At 46.0% G+C, this 596-nt stretch carries 1 pseudogene; it reads right to left on the minus strand.

Annotated features, from left to right (window positions below):
• A pseudogene (locus D8801_RS09745) lies at positions 1-596 on the minus strand (accessory Sec-dependent LPXTG-anchored adhesin); the annotation flags it as partial.

Genomic DNA, 596 nt, shown 5'->3' on the forward strand with positions numbered 1-596 from the left:
GTCCAGCAGGTTGTTGGGCAGGAGCTTGTGAGTGGTTCAATGCACTTGAGATTGAAGCACTGTCAGACAAGCTAGCTGAGGTACTTGCGCTATTGCTCAAGCTTGTGCTTGTTGAAACTGATTCACTTGTGCTGATTGAAGCACTTACGCTGTTGCTCAAGCTTACTGAAGTACTTGCTGAAGTTGAGGCATCGCCTGAACCATTGCTTGTACTTGTTGAACCTGAACCACTATCTGAGTTGTTGCTTGCACTGATTGAAGCTGAAGCTGATTGGCTAGCTGATACAGACGCTGAAGTGCTTTGACTTGCAGATACTGATGCGCTAGCTGATTGACTAGCTGAGCCATTGCTTGTGCTTGTTGAACCTGAACCACTACCTGAGTTGTTGCTTGCACTGATTGAGGCAGAAATGCTGTCACTCAAGCTTGCGCTTGTTGAGACTGACTCACTTGCGCTGATTGAAGTAGAAGTACTATCGCTCAATGATACACTTACTGACTTGCTGAGTGAAACTGACTCACTTGCACTTACAGATTCAAGGTAGCTAGGAAGGTTAAACTCTGGCTTAGATTCGCTTGTTGGCTCACCCTTACTA

The sequence above is a fragment of the Streptococcus oralis genome (assembly GCF_003943415.1).
Lineage (GTDB): Bacteria > Bacillota > Bacilli > Lactobacillales > Streptococcaceae > Streptococcus > Streptococcus oralis_BJ.